Below are 448 nucleotides of genomic sequence, written 5' to 3' on the forward strand. Positions count from 1 at the left end.
CTGTATAACCGTCTGATTAACTTCGACCCGGTAAAAAACACGCCGGTGCCTTCTCTGGCCGAGTCGTGGACCATTTCGCCAGACGGCAAAACATACACGTTTACCCTGCGTAAAGGGGTGAAATTCAACAGCAATAAATACTTCAAACCGACCCGTGATTTTAACGCTGATGACGTTACTTTCTCCGTTATGCGTCAGAAAGACCCTAAGCATCCCTATCACAATGTTTCCCAGGGCAATTACGAATACTTTAATGACGTGGGCCTCGACAAGCTCATTCAGGATGTGAAAAAAATCGACGATTATCACGTTCAGTTCACGCTGAGCGAACCCAACGCGGCGTTCCTGGCCGACTGGGGAATGGACTTCGCCTCGATCCTCTCTGCCGAGTACGCGGACGCGATGCTGAAAAAGGGGACACCTGAAAATGTGGACACCTGGCCAATCG

General features: G+C 50.0%; 1 protein-coding gene. It reads left to right on the forward strand.

The window, feature by feature from the left end; translation table 11 throughout:
• Positions 1 to 448 (forward strand): ABC transporter substrate-binding protein (locus WCE05_RS26005; protein ID WP_368816840.1); only part of this gene is annotated, 448 nt, incomplete at both ends.

The sequence above is a fragment of the Pseudomonas sp. I2 genome, assembly GCF_040984075.1.
Lineage (GTDB): Bacteria > Pseudomonadota > Gammaproteobacteria > Pseudomonadales > Pseudomonadaceae > Aquipseudomonas > Aquipseudomonas guariconensis_B.